This window comes from Saccharomonospora glauca K62, assembly GCF_000243395.2.
Classification (GTDB): Bacteria; Actinomycetota; Actinomycetes; order Mycobacteriales; family Pseudonocardiaceae; genus Saccharomonospora; species Saccharomonospora glauca.
Window position 1 is genome coordinate 1165568 of sequence record NZ_CM001484.1, and the last position, 22568, is coordinate 1188135.

The 22568-nt window shown below is 69.9% G+C and carries 22 protein-coding genes; 17 read left to right on the forward strand and 5 right to left on the reverse strand.

All coding sequences use genetic code 11. The features are described 5' to 3' along the window. The 4 genes from SACGLDRAFT_RS21795 to SACGLDRAFT_RS05605 all read left to right on the forward strand — a co-directional run. The coding region (locus SACGLDRAFT_RS21795) for a M15 family metallopeptidase (RefSeq protein WP_005462531.1) at positions 1-847 on the forward strand (847 nt) is incomplete at its 5' end. Positions 848-884: 37 nt separating this feature from the next. After that, positions 885-1118: a hypothetical protein gene (locus SACGLDRAFT_RS05595; RefSeq protein ID WP_005462533.1), complete on the forward strand. Its 234-nt coding sequence runs from the start codon at positions 885-887 to the stop codon at positions 1116-1118. Positions 1119-1495: 377 nt separating this feature from the next. Then, the gene (locus tag SACGLDRAFT_RS05600; protein ID WP_005462535.1) at positions 1496-2626 is read left to right on the forward strand and encodes a C40 family peptidase; all 1131 of its coding nucleotides are present in this window, start codon (positions 1496-1498) and stop codon (positions 2624-2626) included. Positions 2627-2673: 47 nt separating this feature from the next. Next, positions 2674-3870: a glycosyltransferase family 4 protein gene (locus tag SACGLDRAFT_RS05605; protein ID WP_005462537.1), complete on the forward strand. Its 1197-nt coding sequence runs from the start codon at positions 2674-2676 to the stop codon at positions 3868-3870. Between the two features lie 13 nt (positions 3871-3883). Here SACGLDRAFT_RS05605 and SACGLDRAFT_RS05610 read toward each other — a convergent pair whose 3' ends face one another. Next, positions 3884-4528, reverse strand: coding sequence for a nucleoside/nucleotide kinase family protein (locus tag SACGLDRAFT_RS05610; protein ID WP_005462539.1), 645 nt, complete (start codon positions 4526-4528; stop codon positions 3884-3886). Between the two features lie 37 nt (positions 4529-4565). Between SACGLDRAFT_RS05610 and SACGLDRAFT_RS05615 the strand changes: the two genes are divergently transcribed. The 6 genes from SACGLDRAFT_RS05615 to SACGLDRAFT_RS05635 all read left to right on the forward strand — a co-directional run bounded on the left by SACGLDRAFT_RS05615 (position 4566) and on the right by SACGLDRAFT_RS05635 (position 11119). Then, on the forward strand, positions 4566-5858 hold the full coding sequence (locus SACGLDRAFT_RS05615; RefSeq protein WP_005462541.1) for an adenosylmethionine--8-amino-7-oxononanoate transaminase: 1293 nt from the start codon (positions 4566-4568) through the stop codon (positions 5856-5858). Positions 5859-6163: 305 nt separating this feature from the next. Next, positions 6164-8422: a SulP family inorganic anion transporter gene (locus SACGLDRAFT_RS05620; protein WP_005462543.1), complete on the forward strand. Its 2259-nt coding sequence runs from the start codon at positions 6164-6166 to the stop codon at positions 8420-8422. 35 nt (positions 8423-8457) lie between these two features. Further along, a complete protein-coding gene (gene bioD / locus SACGLDRAFT_RS05625) occupies positions 8458-9183 on the forward strand; it encodes a dethiobiotin synthase (protein ID WP_040918620.1) in 726 nt (241 codons plus the stop codon). Between the two features lie 81 nt (positions 9184-9264). Further along, positions 9265-10281, forward strand: coding sequence for a biotin synthase BioB (gene bioB / locus SACGLDRAFT_RS05630; protein ID WP_005462547.1), 1017 nt, complete (start codon positions 9265-9267; stop codon positions 10279-10281). A 10-nt stretch (positions 10282-10291) separates the two neighbouring features. Beyond that, positions 10292-10501, forward strand: coding sequence for a biotin synthase auxiliary protein BsaP (gene bsaP / locus SACGLDRAFT_RS22635; RefSeq protein ID WP_005462549.1), 210 nt, complete (start codon positions 10292-10294; stop codon positions 10499-10501). A gap of 42 nt (positions 10502-10543) precedes the next feature. Further along, positions 10544-11119, forward strand: coding sequence for a DUF2567 domain-containing protein (locus SACGLDRAFT_RS05635; RefSeq protein WP_005462551.1), 576 nt, complete (start codon positions 10544-10546; stop codon positions 11117-11119). Positions 11120-11123: 4 nt separating this feature from the next. Here SACGLDRAFT_RS05635 and SACGLDRAFT_RS05640 read toward each other — a convergent pair whose 3' ends face one another. Both SACGLDRAFT_RS05640 and SACGLDRAFT_RS05645 read right to left on the reverse strand, forming a co-directional pair. Continuing rightward, positions 11124-11849 carry an LON peptidase substrate-binding domain-containing protein gene (locus SACGLDRAFT_RS05640; protein ID WP_005462553.1) on the reverse strand — a complete coding sequence of 242 codons (726 nt, stop codon included), beginning with the start codon at positions 11847-11849 and terminating at the stop codon, positions 11124-11126. 4 nt (positions 11850-11853) lie between these two features. Continuing rightward, positions 11854-12633 carry an NUDIX hydrolase gene (locus SACGLDRAFT_RS05645; protein WP_005462556.1) on the reverse strand — a complete coding sequence of 260 codons (780 nt, stop codon included), beginning with the start codon at positions 12631-12633 and terminating at the stop codon, positions 11854-11856. 39 nt (positions 12634-12672) lie between these two features. Between SACGLDRAFT_RS05645 and nadA the strand changes: the two genes are divergently transcribed. The 3 genes from nadA to nadC are packed head-to-tail and all read left to right on the forward strand — an operon-like array spanning position 12673 to position 16165. Further along, complete coding sequence (gene nadA, locus SACGLDRAFT_RS05650) at positions 12673-13680, forward strand: quinolinate synthase NadA (RefSeq protein ID WP_005462558.1); 1008 nt, start codon at positions 12673-12675, stop codon at positions 13678-13680. Further along, entirely contained in the window at positions 13677-15311 is a 1635-nt protein-coding gene (locus SACGLDRAFT_RS05655; protein ID WP_005462560.1) for an L-aspartate oxidase, read from the forward strand. The genes nadA and SACGLDRAFT_RS05655 overlap by 4 nt, the downstream gene beginning before the upstream one ends. Then, positions 15308-16165, forward strand: a complete 858-nt coding sequence (gene nadC, locus SACGLDRAFT_RS05660; RefSeq protein WP_005462567.1) for a carboxylating nicotinate-nucleotide diphosphorylase — start codon at positions 15308-15310, stop codon at positions 16163-16165. Before SACGLDRAFT_RS05655 ends, nadC begins: the two co-directional genes overlap by 4 nt. Positions 16166-16185: 20 nt before the next feature. On the opposite strand, the gene SACGLDRAFT_RS05665 is transcribed toward nadC, so the two are convergent. After that, positions 16186-16995 (reverse strand): carbon-nitrogen hydrolase family protein, encoded by an 810-nt coding sequence (locus SACGLDRAFT_RS05665; protein ID WP_005462568.1) that lies wholly within the window; start codon positions 16993-16995, stop codon positions 16186-16188. Between the two features lie 48 nt (positions 16996-17043). Here SACGLDRAFT_RS05665 and hisD point away from each other — a divergent pair, with 48 nt between their 5' ends. The 4 genes from hisD to SACGLDRAFT_RS22475 are packed head-to-tail and all read left to right on the forward strand — an operon-like array spanning position 17044 to position 20224. Beyond that, positions 17044-18366: a histidinol dehydrogenase gene (gene hisD, locus SACGLDRAFT_RS05670; protein ID WP_005462569.1), complete on the forward strand. Its 1323-nt coding sequence runs from the start codon at positions 17044-17046 to the stop codon at positions 18364-18366. Continuing rightward, positions 18363-19469: a histidinol-phosphate transaminase gene (locus SACGLDRAFT_RS05675; RefSeq protein ID WP_051036177.1), complete on the forward strand. Its 1107-nt coding sequence runs from the start codon at positions 18363-18365 to the stop codon at positions 19467-19469. Before hisD ends, SACGLDRAFT_RS05675 begins: the two co-directional genes overlap by 4 nt. Beyond that, positions 19466-20065, forward strand: coding sequence for an imidazoleglycerol-phosphate dehydratase HisB (hisB, locus tag SACGLDRAFT_RS05680; RefSeq protein WP_005462573.1), 600 nt, complete (start codon positions 19466-19468; stop codon positions 20063-20065). The genes SACGLDRAFT_RS05675 and hisB overlap by 4 nt, the downstream gene beginning before the upstream one ends. Then, positions 20066-20224: a hypothetical protein gene (locus SACGLDRAFT_RS22475; protein ID WP_005462575.1), complete on the forward strand. Its 159-nt coding sequence runs from the start codon at positions 20066-20068 to the stop codon at positions 20222-20224. Here SACGLDRAFT_RS22475 and SACGLDRAFT_RS05685 read toward each other — a convergent pair. Beyond that, positions 20221-22398, reverse strand: coding sequence for an MMPL family transporter (locus SACGLDRAFT_RS05685; RefSeq protein ID WP_005462577.1), 2178 nt, complete (start codon positions 22396-22398; stop codon positions 20221-20223). The two genes, SACGLDRAFT_RS22475 and SACGLDRAFT_RS05685, sit on opposite strands and share 4 nt — an antisense overlap. Positions 22399-22568 lie beyond the last annotated feature (170 nt).

Below are 22568 nucleotides of genomic sequence, written 5' to 3' on the forward strand. Positions count from 1 at the left end.
GGCCCTCGACGCCGTGGGGGCCCCGTATGCCGACGACGGCGGCGGCCCCGACGCGTTCTCGTGCGACGGGCTCGTCCACACGCTGTACCGGCGGGTGGGCTTCGAGGTCGCGGAGTCGGCGGCCGGGCAGTGGGCCACCGGGCGGGAGGTCGCGTACGAGGATGCGGTCCCCGGCGACCTGGTGGTCGTCGGCTCGCGGAGGTACGGCATCCAGTCGATCGGCATCGTCGTGGGCGAGGACGTGATGGTGACGGCGGACGCACGGGCGGCGGCCGTGGTGGTGGCCGCCCTGCCCGGACGGGACGCGGTGCTCGGTGTGGTGCGGCCGAGCCTGGGGCCTCGTCCCGCGCGGCCGGTCCCGGAGGGGGAGGACTCGCCGTCCTGGCGTTGCGGGGGCATTCAGCCCTCCGGCGGCACCGGAGCGAGCGGGCCCGCCCAACGTGGCTGGGCGGGCTATCCCAACGGACTCATTCCCAGCGGGGTGTTGTGCGAACTCGACGAGAAGCCGCACGCATTGCGTTGTGACGCCGCCCGCGATTTCGCGGCGCTTTCCGAGGCTTACGCCGACGAACTCGGCGAGTCGTTGTGTCTGACGGATTCCTACCGGACCCTGGAGATGCAGCTGGATCTGTACCGACGTAAACCGGAGTTGTCGGCGACACCGGGAACGAGTAACCACGGCTGGGGCCTGGCGGTGGACCTCTGCGGTGGTGTGGAGCGGTTCGGTACTGAGGAACATCGCTGGATGCGTGCCCACGCTCCCGATTTCGGTTGGATACATCCTTCCTGGGCACGTGAGGGCAGCCCGCGGGAAGAGCCGTGGCACTGGGAGTACGTGGGTCGCTGAACGGAAATTGTCGGAGGGGGTTCGTATCGTTTTCCGCATGAACGAGGTCGAACGAACTCGCAACACCGTCGGCGAAACCGAGCGGGATTCGACCACGGTGACCATCGACTGCGATCGGTGTCTGTTCCGGAATCGCGATTGCGCGAACTGCGTGGTCAGTGTGGTGGTCGACGCGCCCGACCCACTGCGGTGGAGTTCCGAGGAACTTCGCGCCATTTCACTCCTCGCGGCCGCGGGAATGGTACCGGAGTTGCGTCACGCGGCGGCGTGAGTTGCTCCGGGTCGGTTTTCCGGTCTCGGGGGAGCCTTCCGGTGAACCCCGAGTGATCACTCTGCGCCAAGCCTTTTCGGTGAGCGGTCCATCCGATCAGGTGAACGGTCTCAAGCCTGAGAGTGTCTCCTTGTTGTCCTAGTCACATCTGACGGCAAAGCGCAGGTCCGGGCGCCGCCACACGCACGGTTACCGATTCCCTTCGCTGGGTTGGTGGACTTCCGCGATCTCGCTTCGTAATCTGGCCGAGATCTCGCGCCAGGCAGCCGTTCCACAGGGGTCGGCGACGCGAGATCGCCGCCGAAACAGCTTGTCGGGGAGCTGCGCCGGATACGACGCGACAATGTCGCTTCCGCCTGTCGAAAACCAGCATCGCGATGTTCTTCGGCCTGCGGGTGTCCACGTTGTCGCGGTTACCCGGCGGGCGGCCGGAGAGCAAAGGAGACACACGCGACGTGCAGTCGCATCCCGTGAGACGTGTGGTGTCGGGAGCGCTGGCGGCGTGCGCCGTGATCGCGGTCGTCACCTTCACCCAGACGCCGGCGACGGCATTACCCGCGGTCCCCGCCCCGCAACAACCTCAGAGCACCTCGGAGGCACTGGAGAAGTACCGGGAGCTCGCCGACAAGGCGCAGAAGCTCAACGAGGAGTACCTCTCCGCCCAGGAGGAGCTTGAGAAGAAGGAGAAGGAGCTCGACAAGCTCACCAAGTCTCTGGAGAAGGCCAAGAAGGCCGAGGCGGGGGCACGCAAGGACGAGGAGATCTTCCGGAAGGAGGTCGACAAGTTCGCGGGTGCGTCCTTCACGAGTGGTGCGCAGTTGAGCAAGCTGTCCGCGCTGCTCACGGTCGACTCCCCGCAGGAGTTCCTCGACCGTTCCTCGGCCATCGACCTCCTCGCGCGGGATCAGAACCGGGCGCTGCAGGCGCTCCGAAACGCCGTCCAGAAGGCGGAGGGCAGCCGCAACGAGGCAGCCGCTGCCCAGCAGAAGGCCAAGGAGGCCAAGGACAAGGCCGCCAAGATCGCTGCGGATCTGAAGGACCGCAAGGAGAAGCTGGAGGCGCAGAAGGAGGAACTGGCGGCCCAGTACGGCCTGCTGAGCGACTCCGACAAGGCGCAGCAGCAGGACATCGGCCCCGATCCGGGAAACGTCAAGGCTCCGGGCCCCGCGGCTCAGAAGGCGGTCGACGCCGCGCTGAGCCAGCGTGGCAAGCCCTACGGGTGGGGTGACACCGGCCCGGACAGCTACGACTGCTCGGGGCTGACCCAGTGGGCCTACGCCCAGGCGGGCATCAGCATTCCGCGCACCAGCGGCGCGCAGTCGACCTTCGGGACGCCGGTCCCGAGGGCGCAGCTGCAGCCGGGTGACCTGGTGTTCTTCGGGTCGCCCGTGTACCACGTCGGCATGTACATCGGTAACGGCATGATGGTCCACGCGCCCAACACGGGCGACGTGGTCAAGGTCGCGCCGATCCAGGCCGAGTACAGCGGCGCCCGCCGAGTCGCCTGAGACCGGCACCGCGTCGGCCCTCCACCGGGGCGGGATAGTCTCGCACCATGCCTCGCACGTTGCTGGTGACGAACGACTTCCCGCCCCGGCCGGGGGGCATTCAGTCGTATCTGCACGCGTTGGCCACCCGACTGCCCTCGGACGAGCTGGTGGTCTACGCCCCGGCGTGGGAACGGGAATCGGGTTCGCACACCCGGTTCGACGCCGACCAGCCGTTCGAGGTGGTGCGGCATCCCACGTCGCTCATGCTTCCCACCCCCGACGTGCTACGGCGGGCCACGCAGCTTTTGCGTTCCCGGCACTGCGAGACCGTCTGGTTCGGTGCCGCCGCCCCGTTGGCCCTGCTCGCCGAGCCGCTGCGTCGGGCGGGCGCGAATCGCGTGATCGCCTCCACGCACGGACACGAGGTCGGGTGGTCGATGCTTCCGGTGGCTCGCCAGGCGTTGCGCCGTATCGGCAACACCACCGACGTGCTCACGTTCGTCAGCCACTACACCCGGCGCCGGTTCGCCTCGGCGTTCGGTCCCGCGGCGGGACTGGAGCACCTACCGTCCGGAGTGGACCCTCAGGTGTTCCGTCCCGACGACGCCGCGCGGGCCGAGCTGCGGAAGCGCTACGGACTGGCCGACCGGCCCACGGTGGTGTGCGTGTCGAGGTTGGTGCCTCGCAAGGGCCAGGACATGCTGGTGCGGGTTCTTCCCGAACTCCGGCGTCGGGTCCCCGACGCGGCGTTGCTCCTCGTCGGCGGCGGTCCCTACCGCAAGAAGCTCACCGAACTCGCGGCGCACTGCGGGGTATCCGATCACGTGGTCTTCACCGGTTCGGTGCCGTGGGAGGAGCTGCCCGCCCACTACACGGTCGGTGACGTGTTCGCCATGCCGGCACGCACCCGCGGCAAGGGCCTCGACGTGGAGGGACTGGGCATCGTCTACCTGGAGGCGTCGGCGACGGGCCTGCCGGTCGTCGCGGGCAACTCCGGTGGTGCCCCGGAGACGGTGCTGGACGAGGTCACCGGACACATCGTCGACGGCAGGCAGGAAACCCAGCTCGTCGAGACTCTTGCCTCGCTGCTCGCCGACCCGGTCCGCGCCCGGCGGATGGGCGAGGCGGGCAGGCAGTGGGTCAGCGAGCACTGGCGCTGGGACGTCCTGGCGGAGAGGCTCTCCGACCTGCTGGCCGGACGTCGTTCCCTCGGCAGGGCCGCGGAGCTGCGCCCCCGCCACGGTGGGCGGTCGTCGAGCTGACCCGGCCGACGGGTCAGCCCTCCCGCAGCGCGGGGTGTTCGGGATTGTCCATCCGCACCACGACGTCCGCGAGTTCCGCGGGTCGCACCTCGGCGTCGTAGCGGGCGTAGGCGGGGAGTGCCCACTTCACGTCCTCGGGGAGCCGCCGCCGCAGCGCGGCGGGGGAGAGCCACAGGTGCACGGCGAGTTCGGCGGGAAGCCCCCGTCCGAGCAGCAGTTCGCCGTCGAGCACCACGACACCGCCGTCGGGCAGCCGGGTGCGGGACAGGCGGAAGGCGCGGTCGCGGGTGGTGTCCCACAGAGCGGGCAGCACCTCACCGGCGCCCGACTCCTCCAGCGGTCCGAGCACCTCGCGGCGAAGGGCGGCGACGTCCAACCAGTCCTCGTAGCGCACGTCGGGGTCGTGCCTGCCGCGTTCGAACCGCAACGAGGCCGGGCGCAGGAAGTCACGGGCCGACACGCGCAGCACCTCGTGACCGCGCACTCGCAGCGGGTCGACGAGCGCGTCGGCCAGGGCCTCGGTGTCCGTCGCGGTGTCGGCGCCGTCAATCAGCACGCGACTCCACCGCCTGTGTGCCGCGAGGTCGGCGACCCGGTCGGCGAGTTCGGACACCAGACGTTCGACCGTGATGGGTCGGTAGCGGGCGCTGGTCGACATGGCACCACGGTATCCGGCGCGTCGTAGAGTGCCCGGCATGACGTCCGAGCCCGCGATCCGCGAACTGCTGCGCCTCGATGCCGCCCACGTGTGGCATCCGTACGGTCCGATGCCCGCGACCGTGCCGCCGTTGCTGGTGGAGGAGGCGTCCGGCGTGCGGTTGCGACTGGCCGACGGCAGGGAGCTGGTCGACGGGATGTCGTCGTGGTGGGCCGCCATCCACGGCTACCGCAATCCCGTCCTGGACGCGGCGCTGGCCGAGCAGGCCTCCAGGATGAGCCACGTCATGTTCGGAGGTCTGACGCACGAGCCCGCGATCAGGCTCGCGACCACGCTCGTGGACCTCACCCCCGAGGGTCTGGAGCACGTGTTCCTGTGCGACTCGGGCTCGGTGTCGGTCGAGGTGGCGCTCAAGATGTGCCTGCAGTACTGGCGTTCGCTCGGGCGGAGGGACAAGGTCCGGATGCTTACCTGGCGCGGCGGGTACCACGGCGACACGTTCCACCCCATGAGCGTGTGCGACCCCGAGGGAGGAATGCACGCGTTGTGGCGCGGGGTGTTGCCGGAGCAGCTCTTCGTACCCACCCCGCCGTCGGGGTTCGGGACTCCGGTCGACGAGTCCTACGTGGACACCTTGGTGCGAGCGGTGGAGGAACACGCCGACGAGCTCGCCGCGGTGGTGGTGGAACCGGTCGTGCAGGGCGCCGGTGGCATGCGGTTCCACAATCCCGCCTACCTGCGGGTGCTGCGCGAGGTCACGAGGGAACACGACGTACTGCTGGTGTTCGACGAGATCGCCACGGGGTTCGGGCGCACCGGCGCGTTGTTCGCCGCGGACCACGCCGGTGTCGCTCCCGACGTGCTCTGCGTGGGCAAGGCGTTGACCGGTGGCTACCTCACGATGGCGGCGACGTTGTGCACGCGGCGGGTCGCCGACGGCATCTCCCGTGGCGAGGTGCCGGTGTTGGCCCACGGGCCGACGTTCATGGGTAATCCGCTCGCAGCGGCCGTCGCCAACGCGTCGCTCGATCTGCTGAGCGAGGGCACGTGGCGCGACGAGGTACGGCGGGTGGAACGCAAGCTGCGGGAGGGCCTCGCCCCCGCGGCGGCCGTGCCGGGTGTCGTGGACGTCCGGGTGCTCGGCGCCATCGGTGTGCTGCAGCTCGACCATGCCGTCGACCTGGCGGTGGCGACCGAGGAGTTGACCTCACGGGGGGTGTGGCTGCGGCCGTTCCGCGACCTGATCTACACGATGCCGCCGTACATCACGTCGGACGCGGACTTGGAGCTCGTGACCGAGGCGATGGTGGACACCGCGAAGGTGGCCTGACCGGAAGGTGCGAACGGTACCGTTCGCACGCTGGGTGGAGTCTGCGCCCGGAAAACACTCGATCGAGTCGGATACGTGTGTGATCGGATGTAGATCGTCACGAAGAGAAATGACGATCGCGAATAGCGTCGCGTATGGAGTGAGAGACGTATCACTCCGCTACGACGAGTGTCGCGGAAGCATGTTCCCTTCGTGACGGTGACACCTCTTCTGCAACATGAAAACCTTTCCCGATAGCGGACATTTCGGTCGATCTGCTGTTACCTGGTGCCCGCGGCCAATCTCACGAAATCGGGAGAGAGACCATGACCGGCACCCCACCGTCCGACGATCGCGTCGGCGTCACGGTCCGAAGTGGAGTGTGGTGGAAGACCGTGCTGCGACACGACGTTCCCGCCTCGCTGGTCGTCTTCCTCGTGGCCGTTCCGCTGTCGTTGGGCATCGCGCTTGCCTCGGGAGCGCCGATCGTGGCCGGTGTCGTCGCCGCGGTCGTCGGCGGAGTCGTGGCCGGCGCGCTCGGAGGTTCTCGACTCCAGGTGAGCGGGCCCGCCGCGGGCCTCACGGTGGTGCTGGCGGAGACCATCGACGAGTTCGGCTGGACGGTCACGTGCGCCGTCACGGCGTGCGCCGGGGTGCTCCAGATCCTGCTCGGACTGAGCCGGGTGGCGCGCGCGGCGCTGGCCATCGCGCCCGCTATCGTGCACGGCATGCTCGCGGGCATCGGGGTCACGCTCGTGCTCGGTCAGCTTCACGTCATCCTCGGTGGGGCCCCGCAGAGTTCGGCCCTGGCCAACCTGGCGGAGCTTCCGGGGCAACTCGTCGGGCACCACGACGCGGCCGCCCTCGTCGGGCTCGCCACGATCGCGGTGCTCCTGCTGTGGCCACGCCTGCCCCGCCCGGTCACGCGCGTTCCCGCTCCGTTGGCGGCCGTCACGCTCGTCACCGTCGGCTCGCTGCTCGCCGGCGTGTCGGTGGAACGAGTCGACCTGCCGAGCGACCTGCTCGATCTCGGCTTCCTGCCCGAACTGCCCTCGGCGGGGTGGTTCGACTTCGGCCTCGCGGTGGTCACGATCGCGCTCATCGCCAGTGTCGAGACCCTGTTGTCGGCCGTCGCCGTCGACCGCCTGCACGGTGGTTCCCGCACGAACCTCAACCGGGAACTCGTCGGCCAGGGCGTGGCGAACATCGCCTCCGGTTCCCTCGGAGGCCTCCCGATCACCGGGGTGATCGTGCGAAGCTCGGCCAACGTCGCGGCTGGCGCCCGTACCCGTGCGTCGGCGATCCTGCACGGTGTTTGGGTGCTGCTGTTCACGGTGGCGTTGGCCGGGCTCATTCGCAGCATCCCCCTCGCCGCGCTCGCGGGTCTGCTGACCTATGTCGGGGCGAAGCTGGTGAACGTCCGCACGATTCGCACGGTGCGCGGGCACGGTGACCTTCCGCTGTACGTCGCCACGCTGCTCGGCGTCGTGGTGGTCGACCTGCTCACCGGCGTGCTCCTCGGCGTCGTGCTGTCACTGGCGTTCATGCTGCGCCGCACGATGTGGTCCGGTATCCACGTGCTCGGCCGCGACGACCAGTACCGTGTCGTCGTCGAGGGAGTGCTGACGTTTCTGTCGGTGCCGCGATTGTCGACAGTGCTCGGTGCGATTCCCCCGGAACGTACGGTGCGGCTCGAACTCGTCGTCGACTACCTCGATCACGCCGCGTTCGAGTGCCTGTCCGAGTGGCAGCATGGCTACGAGCGGGCGGGAGGCACCGTGGTGGTCGACGAGATCGGCCACCCGTGGTACGGCAACGGCCGGTCGCGCTCGCCCACCGTGCGCCGTCAAGAGGCCACTCGTGTGCCGCCTCGTTGGCTCGCCCCGTGGTCGGAGTGGATGGCGCAGGAACAGGGGGTGGCCATTCCCGAGCAACGACCTCGCCCGCTGCAACGGGGTACGTCGGAGTTCCAATGGCGTACCGCGCCCTTGATGAGGGAGACGCTGATGCGGTTGGCCTCGGGGCAGTCTCCCCACACGTTGTTCATCACGTGCAGCGACGCGCGGATCGTGCCGAACGTGATCACCACGAGTGGCCCCGGTGATCTCTTCACCGCGCGCAACATCGGCAATTTCGTGCCGATGGACTGGGAGAGGGACACCGACGCGGACTCGTCCGTGGGCGCGGCCGTCGAATACGCCGTCGTCGTGTTGAAAGTCCGGGAGATCGTGGTCTGTGGACATTCCTCGTGCGGCGCGATGCACGCCCTCCTCACCGGGGACGGTGCCGGACTTCCCGCCTTGCGGAAGTGGCTGCGGCACGGGGAACCCGTCCTGCGACGCTTCGACGAGGCCGCTCCCGTGAAACTGGGGGACGAGCCACCCGCGGTCCGGGCCGACGCGCTCGCGCTGCACAACGTGCTCGAACAGCTCGACCGGTTGAGGTCCCATCCACGGGTGGCCGAGGCCGAACGTGCGGGCGAACTCACGCTGACCGGAATGTACTTCGACGTCGGCGCGGCTCAGGTCTACTTGCTCGACGGCGAGACGGGCGTGTTCCAACCCGCCGGTGTGAAGGCCGGGTGAAACGCGATGCGCGCTTCGGTATTAGTGTCGCTGCCGTGACCGTGCTGGTGATATCCGGGACCGGAACCGGCGTCGGTAAGACCGTCGTGACGGCGGCCATGGCCGCGCTGGCGGCCGACGACGGCCGCAGTGTCGCCGTGCTCAAGCCCGTGCAGACGGGCGTCGCGCCGGGAGAGCCGGGCGACCTCGCCGACGTCCGTCGGCTCGCCGGTGACGTGACCACGTGCGAACTGCGTCGCTATCCCGACCCGTTGTCCCCCGAGGCCGCCGCACGTCGTAGTGGCCTGCCGGAGGTGACTCCCGTCGACGTGGCCACCGCCGCGTCCCGGCTGCACGAGGACCACGACCTGGTGCTTGTGGAGGGTGCGGGAGGTCTGCTCGTCCGTTTCGACTCCTCGGGCGGAACACTCGCCGACGCGGCATGGGCGCTCGGCGCTCCCGTACTCGTCGTCGCGGAGGCGGGACTTGGCACCCTCAACACCACGGCCCTGACCGCGGAGGTCGCCACTCGGCGGGGGATCGACGTGATCGGTGTCGTGATCGGTGCCTGGCCGTCGGAGCCGGATCTCGCGGCCCGGTGCAACACCGTCGATCTTCCGGTGGCCGCCGGGGCGCCGCTGCTCGGCGTGCTGCCGGAGGGACTGGGGTCGGCGAGTCGACAGGAATTCCTCGACGAGGCTCGCCGTGGGTTGGCCCCGTGGTTGGGGGGCACGTTCGACCCCGATCAGTTCACCCGTGCCGTGGCCGCGACGGGAGGATGAGCGACGTGACGTATGTCGCTGTGCGACTTCGGTCTCGTCCGTCAGACTCGTGACCACACCCCGCAAGCCGAAGGAGATGTCGTGAGGGCCGCAGCCACGGGAGCGGAGATCCTGACCGCCGCGCGCCGGAAGGTGCTGGAGGAAGGCACCGGGTTGGCGCAGGAGCAGGTGCTCGACGTGCTGCGCCTCGGCGACGAGCACATCCCGGAGCTGCTCTCGCTCGCCCACGACGTGCGGATGCGTTGGTGCGGTCCCGAGGTCGAGGTGGAGGGCATCGTCAGCGTCAAGACGGGCGGATGCCCCGAGGACTGCCATTTCTGTTCACAGTCCGGCCGATTTCCCACACCGGTGCGGGCGGCATGGCTCGACATCCCCGGTTTGGTGAAGGCGGCGGAGGAGACCGCGGCCACCGGAGCCACCGAGTTCTGCATCGTCGCGGCCGTCCGTGGCCCGGACGCGCGGCTGATGGCGCAGGTCCGCGACGGCATCAAGGCGATTCGCGAGTCCGGCAACGACATTCGGATCGCGTGTTCGCTGGGCATGCTGACGCAGAACCAGGTCGACGAACTCGTCGACATGGGGGTGCACCGCTACAACCACAACCTGGAGACCGCCCGCTCCCACTTTCCCAACGTCGTCACCACGCACACGTGGGAGGAACGCTGGGAGACGCTGTGCATGGTGCGTGAGGCGGGCATGGAGGTCTGCTGCGGCGGCATTATCGGCATGGGCGAGTCGCTGGAGCAGCGGGCGGAGTTCGCGGTTCAACTGGCCGAGCTGGACCCGCACGAGGTCCCGATCAACTTCCTCATCCCGCAGCCGGGCACCCCGTACGAGTCGTTCGACGTCGTGGAGGGCAAGGACGCGCTGCGGGTCGTGGCAGCGTTCCGGCTCGCCATGCCACGCACGATGTTGCGTTTCGCGGGCGGGCGGGAACTCACGTTGGGCGACCTCGGTGCCGAGCAGGGCATGCTCGGTGGCGTCAACGCGATCATCGTCGGCAACTACCTGACGAATCTCGGTCGTCCGGCACAGGAGGACCTCGACATGCTCAGTGATCTGAAAATGCCGATCAAGGCGCTCGGCGACAGTCTGTGAGCGAGGTGGCGTGAACACGACGTACTGCGTCCACTGCGGTGGGCTGTCGGTCTCGGCGGGCCATGAGCGGTGCCGGACTCCGCGCGCGGCGCTGGAACCGCCGCGCTACTGCCCCGAGTGCGGGCGGCGCATGGTGGTCCAGGTGACTCCGGGTGGATGGACGGCGCGGTGCAGCCGACACGGGGAAACCTCCTCGGTGGGTTCGACGCCGACCGGATAGGCTCCTGACGGCGAAGACCGGGTCGTGCGGGAAGGTGGGGAGTTGTCGGAGCAGGCAGGCGCCGAGCGGGAACACGCGCTCCGCACCCGGTCGGCCGTACGGATTCCTCGCGTGGTGGTGCGTGCGGACCTGCTGCCCGCGTTCAGCGTCGCGTCGCTGATCAGTCTCCTCGGGTTGCCGCTCGGGTGGCTCTGGGCTCAGCTCGCTCCACCTCAGCGCATGCGAGTGGTCACGCGTGACCACCAGATGGCGCCCCTGACGTCGGAAAGCTGGCACCGGTTCGACGACCTGGCGATCTTCTTGTTGCTCGGCCTGGTCGCGGGGCTGCTCGTGGGCGTGGTGGTGTGGTTGCTGCGAGCTCGCCGGGGACCGGTCATGCTCGTGGGCGCCACGCTCGGCTCGTTGGTGGGCGCGTGGCTCGCCATGCGGATGGGGTCGGCGTTCGCCGAGGCCCGGTTCGCGCTGCCCGCCGAGTTGCGACTCGGACAGGTGGTGGAACGCGCGCCCATGCTGGAGTCGGACTGGGCGTTGCTCGCGCAGCCGCTCACGACGGCGTTCGCGTACGGGGTGCTCGCGGCCTGGAACGCGCGCGACGACCTCGGCAGGCGCCTGAGCTGAACCGTCAGTTCAGATTCGGCCGCAGCAGGGTTTCGGGTATCTCGTGCTGTGGTGGGGGCACGGCGCGCAGCTCGGACACGAACGTCGCTTCCCGCGTCAGCAGCCGGTGGGCGAGCCGGAGCCGCCGTAGCGGGTTTCGTTCCTCCAGAAGTTCCTGCCTGTCCGCGAGGGGCAGGAGACAGTCGGACGCGAGGAGGTAGGCCAGGAGCGCGGGTTCGGTGTCCTGCGGTGGTGACTGCCAGCCACCGGACTGCCAGGCCACCGAGCAGTACCGGCGGTGCGCGGCGCGGCCCACGTCGGCGAGCCGCGCCACGGTCTCCTCGGAACCGACGGGAAGTGGTTCGTCGTCGAGCCACGTCACGGTGGCGCGCAGATACGGGGCGGACTCGGTGTCGAGCTCCAGCAGCCGGAACCGCCGGTGTCCGGTGGTGACGATGTCGAAACGTCCGTCCGGCAACCGGCGTGCCTCTCGTAGCCGCACCGCGCACCCGACGGCGTGGACGTGGGCGAGCTCGTCGACCTCGTCGATCGTGGGGTTGCGAATCGCGGCCACTCCGAACAGCCGCTCGGGAACCACCTCGGTCACGAGGTCGATCGTGAGCTGCCGATAGCGCGGTTCGAAGATGTGTAACGGAAGATGCACGCCGGGCAATGCCACGGTGTGCAGCGGAAAGAGAGGCAGGGTCGTCCGGGCGGTCGGCTGGCTGTCGTGTCCTTCCGAGTGGGTCACGTTGTCACGTTACGGGTTTGCCCGCCGCGCCGCGCGTTCGCCGTCTCGCCGTGGAGGCCGGGGGGCGGAACACCGCGAACTCGTCGGTGACCCGGAGGTCGCGATGGGCGAATCGGTACAGCGCGGCGGGACGTCCGCCCGCACGACCGGGCGGGGCCGTGCGACCGGTCGGCACCAGGACACCGCGTCGCGCGAGGACCCGTTGCAGGTTGGTGGCCGAGACCGGGTAGCCGAGCGCGGCGGAGTAGAGGTCACGCAACGCCGAGATCGTGAACTCCCGTGGCGCGAGCGCGAAGCCCACGTTGGTGTAGCTGAGTTTGGCGCGGAGGCGTTCCCGCGCGGCCAACACGATGTCGGCGTGGTCGAACGCGGTACGGGGCAGCTCTTCGACGTCGTGCCACCTGGTGTCCTCGGGCACCGCCGGGTCGACGTCGCTCGGGACGAGTCCGAGGAACGCCGTGGCCACGACTCTCGGGCCCGGTACCCGGTCCGGCGCGCTGAACACGCTCAACTGCTCGACATGAGCCAGGGTCTTGACGTCGACCTTCTCGGCGAGTTGCCGACGAATGGAGGTCTCGGCGTCCTCGTCCGGACGCAACCTGCCGCCCGGTAGCGACCAGCGGCCGATGTGCGGGTCGAGCGCCCGCCGCCACAACAGCACTCGAAGCGAGGCGGGCCCGTGATCGCGAGGGGACGCACCGGGCGGTGTGGCGTATCGCACCTGGAGAACCGCGGCGAGAACCTCGTGTGCCAGGGGGTCGCTGCTGTTAATATGAGAGTGCACGGTTTTCGATTATAAGACGAAAACTAACGGAGGGCCACTATGACGGCACACGTGGACGAGCTCGCTCCGTACGACGGGGTCGTGGCTGACGCGGCCTGGGCCGAGGAGGTGCGCAGCCTCGCTCGTCAGCGTGACGCGGTCCTGCTCGCGCACAACTACCAACTGCCCGAGATCCAGGAGATCGCCGACCACACCGGCGACTCGCTGGCGCTGAGCCGGATCGCCGCGTCGAGTGACGCCTCCACCATCGTCTTCTGCGGGGTCCACTTCATGGCGGAGACCGCGAAGATCCTCTCCCCGGAGAAGACGGTGCTCATCCCCGACGCGCGGGCGGGGTGCTCGCTCGCCGACTCCATCACGGCCGAGCAGTTGCGGGAGTGGAAATCGCGACACCCCGGCGCGGTCGTGGTGTCCTATGTGAACACCACGGCGGAGGTGAAGGCCGAGACCGACATCTGCTGCACCTCCTCGAACGCCGTGGACGTCGTGTCCTCGATCCCGGAGGACAAGGAGATCCTCTTCTGTCCCGACCAGTTCCTGGGTGCTCACGTCAAGCGGGTCACGGGCAGGGAGAACCTGCACGTCTGGGCGGGGGAGTGCCACGTGCACGCCGGTATCAACGGCCCCGAACTCGCGGAACGCGCGGCGGCCGATCCGGAGGCCGACCTGTTCATCCACCCGGAGTGCGGGTGCGCGACCTCGGCCTTGTACCTGGCGGGAGAGGGCGCCGTCGCGCCGGAGAAGGTGAAGATCCTGTCCACGGGGGACATGCTGACCGCGGCGCGCGCCACGAAGGCGAGGTCGGTGCTCGTCGCCACCGAGGTGGGGATGTTGCACCAGCTGCGCAAGGCCGCTCCCGAGATCGATTTCCGCGCCGTGAACGACCGAGCGTCCTGCCGGTACATGAAGATGATCACCCCCGCGGCCCTGTTGCGGGCTCTGCGGGAGGGGGTCGACGAGGTCGACGTCGATCCGGAGATCGCGGCCGGGGCGCGGGCGTCGGTGCAAAGAATGGTCGAGATCGGCAACCCCGGCGGTGGGGAATGACGCGGCCAGTTTTCGACCAACAGTCGATAACTCCGTGGGAGGCGGAAGCCGACGTGGTGGTGGTCGGCAGCGGGGTCGCCGGGCTGACGGCGGCCCTGCGAGCCGCCGAACTCGGGCTGCGGGTGCTGGTGGTGACGAAAGGGCGTCTCCCGGAGGGCAACACGCGGTGGGCCCAGGGCGGGGTCGCCGTGGTGCTCGACGACGCCGAGAACGACGGCGACTCGCTCGCCGCGCACATGGCCGACACCCTCGCCGCCGGAGCGGGACTGTGCGACGTCGACGCGGTACGCACCGTGGTCGAGGGAGGACCGGCCGCCGTGGAATGGCTGCTGAGCCGGGGAGCCCGCTTCGACACCGACTCCTCCGGACGGCTCGCGCGCACCCGCGAGGGTGGACACAGTGCCTTCCGGGTGATCCATGCCGGGGGCGACGCCACGGGCGCCGAGGTGCAGCGTTGCCTCGTGATAGCGGCGAAGGGGCTTCCGGTCCTGGAACGACACGTCGCCGTGGATGCCCTCACCACGGACTCCGGCGCGGTGCGCGGGGTGCGGGTCCTGGCCGCGGCGGACTCTACGCCCGGCGTCGTGCGGGCGCGGGCGGTCCTCGTGGCCACGGGCGGGTTCGGGCAGCTCTACCGGGCCACGTCGAACCCCGAACTCGCCACCGGGGACGGGCTGGCCCTGGCATTGCGGGCGGGGGCGAGCGTCGCCGATCTCGAATTCGTGCAGTTCCATCCCACCGTGCTCTACACGCCCGGAGCCACGGGGCGACGTCCGCTGGTGACGGAAGCGGTGCGCGGGGAGGGCGGTGTACTGGTGGACGCCGCCGGGGAGCGCGTGATGGCGGGCGTGCACCCGTTGGGCGATCTCGCCCCGCGCGACGTGGTGTCGGCCGCGATCACGCGCAGGCTCGCCTCGGCCCCCGGTGGGGTCGACGACCACGTCTTCCTCGATGCCACGTCGGTCGAGGGGTTCGCCGAACGGTTCCCCACGGTGCTGGCCGCGTGCACAGAGGCCGGTATCGACCCCACCCGTGAGCCGATCCCGGTCGTTCCCGCCGCGCACTTCGCGTGCGGTGGTGTGGTCACCGACCGGTACGGACGGACGGAGGTCCCCGGTCTTTACGCGGTGGGCGAGGTGGCACGCACCGGTCTGCACGGGGCCAACCGGTTGGCCTCGAACAGCCTGTTGGAAGGTCTCGTGATGGGACGCCGCGCGGCCGAGGCTGTGGCGGCGGATCTGGCGACGGACAAGCGGGTCGAGGCCGAGCCGCGGCCGGGCCCGACACCGGTGGCTCCCGTCGTCGAGCGGGCGACGTTGCAGCGGCTCATGAGCCGGTACGCGGCCATCGGACGGGATGCCGAAGGCATGGCGGTGGCGGGGTCGGTCCTCGACGTCTCGACGCAGGACATTCCGTTGTGGACGGTCGAGGCGGTGGAGGACGCGGCGCTCACGCTCGTCGCGCGCGCACTGCTCGCGGCGGCCACCGCGCGCACGGAATCGCGGGGCTGCCACGTGCGGCACGACCACCCCGAACGCGACGACCGGCGCTGGACGCGCAGCCAGACCATCCGGCTGAACCCGTCCGGACAACCCGTGTTGACCGATCCGATCCTGGAGGACGTGGCGTGAGCGAACCGGAGGCCGCCGAGGTACGGCGCGTCGTCACCACGGCGCTGGAGGAGGACCTGCGATACGGGCCCGATGTCACCACCGAGGCGACGGTGCCCGCGAACGCGACGGCCGTCGCCGAGCTGACGCCGCGGTCGCCGGGAGTGCTGGCGGGCGGCGAGGTGGCCGTGGCGGTCTTCGACGCCGTCCTCGGCGACGACTACGAGGTGGTGTCCCGGTGTCCGGACGGCAGCAGGCTCTCCCGAGGCGAACCCGCGCTCGTGGTCCGGGGTCCGGTGCGTGGCCTGCTGACGGCCGAACGCACGGCGCTGAATCTGCTGTGTCACCTCTCCGGGATCGCGACGGTGACGGCGGAGTGGGTGGCGGCTGTGGCGGGCACGGGCTGCGCCATCAGGGATTCCCGCAAGACGTTGCCGGGACTACGGGTGCTGGAGAAGTACGCCGTCCGCTGCGGAGGCGGCGTCAACCACCGCATGGGGCTCGGCGACGCGGTGCTGATCAAGGACAACCACGTCGTCGCGGCCGGATCGGTGACCGAGGCTCTGCGGCTCGCCAGGGAACGGGCCGGGGAGCTGCCCTGCGAGGTTGAGGTCGACGACCTGGAGCAGCTGGTCGAGGCACTGGAGGCCGGCGCCGACGAGGTGCTGCTCGACAATCTGTCCCCGCGTGACTGCGGGAGGGCGGTGGAGTTGCGTGCCGAGCTGTCGCCGAAGACGCGCTTGGAGGCCTCCGGCGGACTGACCCTGGCGGTGGCACGCGACTACGCGGAGACGGGCGTGGACTACCTCGCCGTGGGGGCGCTCACGCACTCGGCCCCGGCTCTCGACATCGGCATGGACCTGCGCGCCGCCTGACCGACGCGTGGGTGACGACGTCACCGCGGTTCGACGAGTTTCGGCCTTCGGTTCGCCAGCACGGCGGTGGCCGCGCGGGACGCCTCGGCCCGCGCGGGGTCGATGTCGACCACCAGCAGTTCGGGAGCGGCGTCGAGCTGACCGTGGACCCGGCCGAACGGGTCGGCCACGGTGGAGAAGCCGATACCGGTCGGCGCCTTCGGGTGTACGCCGACGCCCGTCGCGGCCGGGTCGGCCTGATCACAGGCGAGCACCCAGGAGCCCGAGTCGAGGGCCCGAGCCCGGACCAACAGCTCCCACTGCTCCCGCTTGCCCTCACCGGCTCCCCACGAGGCGGGCACCACGACGGCGTCGGCACCCGCCTCGGCCAGCGTCCGGAACAGTTCGGGGAACCGCACGTCGTAGCAGGTCGCGAATCCGAGGGTCACGTCGTCGACCGTGACGGTCACCGGCTCGTCACCCGGCGCCACGGTGTCGGACTCACGGAAGCCGAACGCGTCGTACAGGTGGATCTTGTCGTAGCCGAGGTGGTGGCCGCACCCGGTGATGAGCAGGGTGTTGCGCACCCGCTCGCCGTCGGGGGTGAACATGCCCGCGACCACCAGGACGCCGAACTCGTCGGCGATCTCCCTCACCCCGCGAGCCCAGGGGCCGTCGAGGGGTTCGGCCACCGACGTCAGCCGCACCCCGAAACGCGCCAGCATGGCCTCCGGGAACACGACGACTCGTGCCCCGCGAGCGGCGGCCGAGGCGGTCCACTCGCGCACCATCCGAAGATTCTCGCTCGGATCGACACCGGATGTGACCTGGCACAAGCCCACTCGGAGCACGGCTACCTCCCGGTCGCGGACGCGGTTCCGCCTCGTACCCTAGACGTTATGTTGAACCGCACCGACCTGCGAGGTCGCGTCCCGTCCCCGGCCCAACTGCGCGCCCTGCTCCCGCGCGCCGAGATGGACGTGGACGCGGTGCTGCATCAGGTGCGGCCGGTGGTGGACGCGGTGCGCGAGCGCGGAGTCGACGCCGTCCTGGAGTACGCCGAGCGCTTCGACAAGGTACGGCCCGAGCGGGTCCGGGTGCCCCGCTCCGAGTGCGACCGCGCGCTCGCGGAATTGGACCCCGAGGTGCGCGAGGCGCTGGAGGAGTCGATCGCCAGGGCCCGTGCCGTGCACGCCGATCAACGCCGCCGGGACGTCACCACGCGGGTCGCTCCGGGGGGCACGGTCACCGAACGCTGGGTGCCGGTGCGCCGCGTCGGTCTGTACGCGCCGGGTGGGCTCGCCGTGTACCCGTCGAGCGTGGTGATGAACGTCGTGCCCGCGCAGACGGCGGGCGTGGAGTCGTTGGTGCTGTGCTCCCCGCCGCAGGCCGACTTCGGTGGCCTGCCGCACCCGACGACCCTCGCGGCGGCCGCGTTGCTGGGAGTCGACGAGGTGTGGGCCGTCGGGGGCGCACAGGCCGTGGCCCTGCTGGCCTACGGCGGCACCGACACCGACGGTGCGGAACTGGAGCCGGTCGATTTGGTGACCGGTCCCGGCAACATCTACCTGACCGCCGCCAAGCGGATGCTGCGCGGCCTCATCGGCATCGACTCCGAGGCCGGGCCCACCGAGATCGCGATCCTCGCCGACGACACCGCCGACCCCGTGCACGTGGCCGCGGACCTCATCAGCCAGGCCGAGCACGACACGCTGGCCGCGAGCGTGCTCGTCACCACGTCGGAGCGGCTCGCGGACGCGGTGGACGAGCAGCTCGCCGAACGGGTCGCCGCCACGAAACACAGGGAGCGGGTGGAGCAGGCCTTGCGAGGCACGCAGTCCGGCACCGTGCTGGTGTCCACACTGGAGGAAGGCCTGAAGGTTGTGGACGCCTACGCCGCCGAACACCTGGAGATCCAGACCGAGAACGCGCGCGAGGTGGCCGCCAGGGTGCGCAACGCGGGCGCCGTGTTCGTCGGCCCCTACGCCCCCGTGTCGCTGGGCGACTACTGCGCCGGGTCCAACCACGTGCTGCCCACGGGCGGTTTCGCGCGCCACTCGTCCGGCCTGTCGGTGCAGAGCTTCCTGCGCGGCATCCACGTCGTCGACTACGACGAGCAGGCGTTGCGCGAGGTGGCCGACAAGGTCGTCACCCTGGCCAACGCGGAGGACCTGCCCGCCCACGGTGAGGCCGTCACCGCCCGACTGTCGAAGGACGTGTGAGCGTGAGCAAGAGCACGGACGTCACGCTCGACCAGCTGCCCCTGCGTGACGACCTGCGGGGCAAGAGCCCGTACGGTGCGCCGCAACTCGACGTGCCGGTACGGCTGAACACCAACGAGAATCCCTTCCCGCCGCCCGCCGAGCTCGTCGACGACGTGGCTGAGGCCGTGCGGGAGGCGGCGAGGAACCTGCACCGCTACCCCGACCGTGACGCCGTCGCGTTGCGGCGGGACCTCGCGGCCTACCTGTCGGCGTCGACGGGCGTGCCGCTGACGGAGCGCCACGTGTGGGCGGCCAACGGCTCCAACGAGATCCTGCAGCAGCTGCTGCAAGCATTCGGCGGTCCGGGGCGTACGGCGCTGGGCTTCGAGCCGTCGTACTCGATGCACTCGATCATCGCCGCGGGGACGCGGACCGACTGGGTGCCCGCACCGCGGCGCGCCGACTTCACACTCGACGCGGAGAAGGCGGCCGCGCTGGTGGCCGAACGCGCGCCCGACGTCGTGTTCATCACCAGCCCCAACAATCCGACGGGCGGGTCGATCCCGCTCGCCGACCTGGAGACCGTGCTGCGGGCCGCTCCGGGGTTGGTCGTGGTCGACGAGGCCTACGCCGAGTTCTCGTCGCAACCGAGTGCCGTGCGGTTGATCGACGACTACCCGACGAAGCTCGTGGTCTCGCGCACGATGAGCAAGGCGTTCGCGTTCGCGGGCGGTCGGCTCGGCTACCTGGCCGCCGCGCCCGCCGTGGTGGACGCGCTCCTGCTGGTGCGCCTGCCCTACCACCTCTCGGTGGTGACCCAGGCCGCCGCCCGTGCCGCGCTGCGGCACGCCGACGCCACGCTGAAGTCGGTGGCCACCCTGGCGGCGGAGCGCGACCGCGTGGCGGAGTCGTTGCGGGAACTCGGGTTCTCGCCGGTTCCCAGCGATGCCAACTTCATCCTCTTCGGACAGTTCTCCGACGCGACCGCGGCTTGGGAGTCCTATCTGGACGCCGGAGTGCTGATCCGGGACATCGGCATTCCGGGTCATCTGCGCGTGTCCATCGGCACGCCCGAGGAGAACGACACCTTTCTACGGGTGAGCAAGGAGGTCCCGCGGTGAGTCGGGTCGGCAAGGTGGAACGCACCACCAAGGAATCGTCCATCCGGGTTGAGGTCGACCTCGACGGCAGCGGCCGGGTGGAGGTGTCCACCGGGGTCCCGTTCTACGACCACATGCTGCACTCCTTCGGCGTGCACGGCAGCCTCGACTTGAAGATCGAGGCCCAAGGTGACGTCCACATCGACGCCCACCACACGGTGGAGGACACCGCCATCGTGCTCGGCCGGGCGATCCGGGAGGCGCTGGGGGACAAGAAGGGCATCCGCCGTTTCGGCGACGCCTGGATCCCGATGGACGAAACGCTCGCGCACGCCGCCATCGACGTGTCGGGCCGTCCGTACTGCGTGCACGTCGGTGAGCCCGAGCAGTTCAACGCCTTCACCATCGGTGGCAACTATCCGTTCGTGCTCAACCGGCACGTGTTCGACTCGCTGGCGTTCCACGCGCAAATCGCGTTGCACGTGCGTGTCGTCCACGGACGCGACCCGCACCACATCGCGGAGGCGGAGTACAAAGCCGTCGCACGGGCGTTGCGGGCGGCGACGGAGCCGGACCCGAGGGCGGGTGGCATCCCGTCCACGAAGGGAGTGCTCTAGGTGTCGCGCGACGTCGTCGTGCTGCTGCTGTTCGCGCTGGCCGGATTTCTCGCCGGGGGCGCTTTCAGCTTGTGGAAGAAGTCACGGGGTATGGCGGTGGTGATCGGCGCCGCCGCCCTGCTGGCGGGCGGCGGCGCTGTCGTCTGGCTCTCGTCCTAGCGGCTCGGTTTCAGCTCGCGTTCGTCGCCGCTGCCGCCGTCCGTGCCTCGGGTGAGTTTCTCGCCCTCCACGTCAACGTTGGGCAGGATGCGGTTCAGCCAGCGCGGCAGCCACCACGCGCTGCGGCCGAGCAACGACATCAGCGCGGGCACCAGGGTCATTCGTACCACGAAGGCGTCCACGGCCACCCCGACCGCGAGCGCGAACCCGATCGACTGGATCAGGATCGACTCGGCGAGGACGAAGCCGGCGAACACGCTGGTCATGATGAGCGCGGCGGCCACGACCACACGTGAGCCGTGCTTGAAACCGGTGATCATGGCTTGGTTCGGCGTGCTGCCGTGGACGTACTCCTCGCGCATGCGCGTCACCAGGAACATCTGGTAGTCCATCGCGAGCCCGAACAGCACGCCGATCAGCAGGATCGGCAACACGCTCATGACCGGCCCGGTGGCGTCGACGCCGAGCAGGTCGCCGAGCCAGCCCCACTGGAACACGGCCACCACCGCGCCGAACGTGGCGCCGACGGAGCCGAGGAATCCCAGCGTCGCCGACAGCGGCACGAGCAGCGATCGGAACACGATCATCAGCAGGATGAAGGCCAGCCCGACGACCAGGGCCAGGTAGGGCAGCAGGGCGTCGGACATCCGCTGCGAGATGTCGATGTTCATGGCCGTGGCCCCGGTGACCGACATGGAGGCGCCGGTGTCGGCCCGCAGCTCGTCGCGGAGGTCGCGGATGTCGGAGACGAGGTCCTCCGTCTCCTGGGACTCCGGACCGCTCTTGGGGATCACCGTGAGCAACGCCGTGTCGTGTTCCCGGTTGAACTGCGGCGGCGTGACCATGGCGACGTCGTCGAGCGCACCGATGCGCTGCATCGCGGTCTGCGCCGTGCCCCGGGGGTCCGACTCCACGTCGAGCACAACGACCAGCGGGCCGTTCAGGCCGGGGCCGAAACTTTCGCTGATCAGGTCGTAGGCCTTGTGCTGCGTCGAGTCGGGCGGTTCGGTGGCGTCGGTGGGCAGCCCGAGCCGCATGTCCGAGGCGGGGACGGCCAGGACCCCGAGACCGACCACGGTCGCGAGCAGCGCCACGATGCGGCGGCGGGCGAGGAAGGAAGCCCACCGCTCGCCCATCGTCGGGCCCGACTTGCCCGCGCGGCGCAGGCCGGGGATGCGGCCGCCGAGCACCTTGGTGCCCGCGAAGCCGAGGACGGCGGGCAGCAGTGTGACGGCGATGAGCACGGCGACGGCGACGGTCGCCGAGGCCGCCAAGCCCATCTGGCCGAGGATGGGAATGCCCACCACGGTGAGCCCGGCCAGCGCGATGATAACGGTCAGACCGGCGAACACGACCGCCGAGCCCGCCGTCCCGACGGCCGTGGCCGCGGCGTCCTCGGGGCTCGCGCCGTTCTCCAGCTCGGTGCGGTGGCGCGACACGATGAACAGCGCGTAGTCGATGCCGACGGCCAAGCCGATCATCAGTGCGAGCACCGGGGTGTTGGCGTTGAGGTCGACGAATCCCGACAACGCGGTGATGCCCGCCATGCCGATACCGACGCCGATCAGCGCCGTGAAGAGCGGAAGTCCGGCCGCGATCAGTGATCCGAACGTCACGATGAGCACGATGGCGGCGATGATCACGCCGACGCCCTCGGTGGGCTGGGTGACCGGGATGCCCTGCATGGCGTCCCCGCCGAACTCCACCGTCCAGCCCGCCGCACGGGTCGCCTCGGCGGTGGCTTCCAACGCCTCGCGGTCGGCGTCGGTCACCTCCGTCGAGGACACCTGGTAGACGACCTGGATCAGGGCGAGCGACCCATCGGGTGCGATCGACTTCGCTTGGAACGGGTCGACGGCGGTGGCGACGTTCGGCGCCTCGCTCAGGTCCCGAACGAGTCCGGCGATCACCTTCGGGTCGAGCTGCTCACCCTCGGGCGGGGCCACGGCGACGTTCACCGTGCCTTTGCCGACCCCGGCCTCGGGGAACTTCTCCTCCAGGCGGTCGATGGTCTGCTGTGCTTCCGTGCCGGGAATGGTCACGGAGTTGGTGGTCTGTCCGGACAGCGTGAAGGCGCCGACCCCGAAGACCACGAGTAGCAGCACCCACAGGCTGGTGACCAGGCGGCGTCGCCGGAAGGACGCGCGGCCGAGTCTGGCAAGGAATGTGGCCAAGACGAAAGCTCCCAACGTGAACGAAATTCACGGAAGTACAGCACCGAATGCTAGCCGATCGGCAAGTAGCTTTTAAGCCGATCGGATAGTGTGTGACCCGGGGAACAGCGTCCGAAACCAGCTGGAGTGGTGTGGGTGAGGTGCGCCCCGACGCGGTGCGCGGCGTAGGG